General features: G+C 40.5%; 1 pseudogene. It reads left to right on the forward strand.

Annotated features, from left to right (window positions below):
- Positions 1 to 383, forward strand: a pseudogene (locus ACXM0J_RS18870) (fimbria/pilus outer membrane usher protein); the annotation flags it as partial.

The following is a 383-nucleotide window of genomic DNA, read 5'->3' on the forward strand; positions in this document are numbered from 1 at the left end:
GCCGAGTCACAAAACTATCTGAACTACAGTGCATTGGCAGATGAGATTTTTAGGGCAGGGATTAACTATAACTTTTATGCAGGCTATGGGGTTTATCTGGGCTATAACCAGATCAAATATAGTGATAACTCCTATAAATTACTGTCTACCAATTTAAGTGGAAGTTTGGATAAGAACTGGGGTTTTTATGCATCAGCGTATAAAGATTATGAAAACCATAAGGACTATGGGATTTACTTTGCACTGCGATATACCCCATCTAGTAAAGTGAATGCGATCACGAGTGTATCTAGTGACAGCGGTAGCCTACGGTATCGCCAAGAAATATTCGGTTTGTCAGAACCCCAAATTGGTTCATTTGGCTGGGGTGGTTATGTTGAGCG

Source organism: Acinetobacter sp. GRABPA_MV_2, assembly GCF_056725885.1.